Here is a 1,904-nt window from a genome sequence, read left to right on the forward strand (position 1 = left end):
GAAAGGAGGTGGCCCCTTGAATTACATTGCAGAGTTAAATGCATTCGACCGATGGCTCGAAACAAATTACTTGCCCGCACTGTCCGAGTTGCTGTGGCGCAAAATGGTTGCGCTGTTCAATAGATGTGGGTGGGCTGAGTGGATTTCAGTAGATAACCAGCGGTTAATGGGTTTAATCCAGGTAAAAAGAGAAGCCACCTTCATTGACTACCGGAATAAACTGGTGGAGTCCGGATTAATCGAGTACCAGAAAGGCAAAAAAGGCAGCCCGAACCGGTACAAACTGATTTCGCTTTCAGAAGGAAAAAACAATAACACTTTCATCAGCGAAGTACAAACCGAAGTGAATCCCGTAGTACAAAGCGTAGTGAATCCAGTAGTAAATACCGTAGTCAAAACCGTAGACATAAATAAACTAAACCAAACTAAACAAAACAAAACAAGTGATACCCCCTATAGTCCCCCAAAGGGGGACGCACCCGAACCTGTTCCCAGAGAGACCGTACAGTATAAAAAGATTGCCGACTACTGGAACAGCGTCTGCACCGAACTGCCAAAGGTGCAGGCCCTGAATGACAACCGCAAAAAAGCCGTTCGGGCAAGGGTAAAGGAACACGGGGAGGAAACCGTCCTGCAAGTCATCGCCCTGGTGAAACAAAGCGACTTTCTGTGCGGGCGAACCGGCAACAACTGGAATGCCAGCTTTGACTGGGTAATGAAACCCGCCAATTTCGTTAAAGTTCTGGAGGGGAACTACGTCAATAAGGCGCCGGCGCCGCCAAGTCCGCCGGGAACAGCCAGGCGCCTTGACGATCTAACCGATAACCCCTTTTTAAAAATAGCCATGGAGGAGGAAATGAAAAATGAATGATACAGAAGCCGCCAAGGTTTTAGCGACCTTGAGAGCGGCCTACCCAAATACCTATCGGGATGTGAAGCCCGCCGACGCCAAAGCCGCTGTGAACCTTTGGACAAGGATGTTTAAAGACTACCCTTACGAGACCATCGACGGCGCAGTGATGGGCTTTATTGCCAACGACAAGAAAGGCTTTGCGCCCGTACCCGGACAGATTATGGATATGGTGCTGAAAATCACCCAGGAGCCCGAGCTGACCGAAATGGACGCCTGGTCCATGGTGTCCAAAGCCCTGCGAAACGGCATTTATGGGGCCGAAGAAGAATTTGATAAACTGCCAGAGGTCGTTCAGCAGGCCGTAGGGTCACCGAGTATGATCCGAAACTGGGCACAGATGGAGTGCGACGCTGTGGAGTCCGTGATCCAGTCCAACTTTATGCGCAGCTTTCGGGCCAAGAAAAAAGCCCAGCGCGAAATGGCAGCCCTGCCAGCCGATGTGAAAGAAACCTTCGAGCAGATCAGCGGCGCCTTCGACATGAAGCAGATTGCGGGGTAGAGCATGAAAGCAACCGTAAAAGCCCGGGACCTGCCGACTTACCGATTAGCACCCTGGGCCATGAAATACAGTGTTGATCGGGAAAAAGGCATCCCTGTTGAGACACAATTCTGGGGCACTCGGATGTTTATCGTCGATGATCACGTCCTGGTGATGAACGATGCCGCCGGAGATGGGATGGGCATCCAAATGGAAAATATCCCAGCATTTATCAAAGAGCTGCAAGAAATTTATGAAACTTACGGGAGGATGAAATGACCAAAGAACAGGAAGCGGTCCTAAAAAGAGCGCTTGACCATTACGGCATTGACAACCAGCTCACCAAGGCCGTGGAAGAGATGGCTGAGCTGACAAAAGAGATCTGCAAACTGAAGATCGCCGGACAAAACTTTAACGGCGCGGATCTGATCCGGGCTAAGCAGAACATTCTGGAAGAAAAGGCGGATGTTTATATTACACTGAGATATTTAGACATGATGTTTGGAGATTCCA

At 49.8% G+C, this 1,904-nt stretch carries 3 protein-coding genes and 1 pseudogene; all 4 read left to right on the forward strand.

Annotated elements, in window-relative coordinates; genetic code table 11:
- The first annotated feature begins 16 nt into the window (after positions 1–16).
- Entirely contained in the window at positions 17–871 is an 855-nt protein-coding gene (locus tag FYJ53_RS21000) for a helix-turn-helix domain-containing protein (RefSeq protein WP_154557784.1), read from the forward strand.
- Positions 864–1,412, forward strand: a complete 549-nt coding sequence (locus tag FYJ53_RS21005; RefSeq protein ID WP_052237417.1) for a replicative helicase loader/inhibitor — start codon at positions 864–866, stop codon at positions 1,410–1,412. The genes FYJ53_RS21000 and FYJ53_RS21005 overlap by 8 nt, the downstream gene beginning before the upstream one ends.
- Before the next feature lie 3 nt (positions 1,413–1,415).
- Positions 1,416–1,670: a hypothetical protein gene (locus FYJ53_RS21010; protein ID WP_154557785.1), complete on the forward strand. Its 255-nt coding sequence runs from the start codon at positions 1,416–1,418 to the stop codon at positions 1,668–1,670.
- Positions 1,667–1,904: pseudogene (locus tag FYJ53_RS21015) on the forward strand (hypothetical protein); the annotation flags it as partial. The gene FYJ53_RS21010 and the pseudogene FYJ53_RS21015, both read left to right, overlap by 4 nt.

Origin of the sequence: Eubacterium sp. BL-380-WT-2B (genome assembly GCF_009696115.1) — a bacterium.
Lineage (GTDB): Bacteria > Bacillota > Clostridia > Eubacteriales > Eubacteriaceae > Eubacterium > Eubacterium callanderi.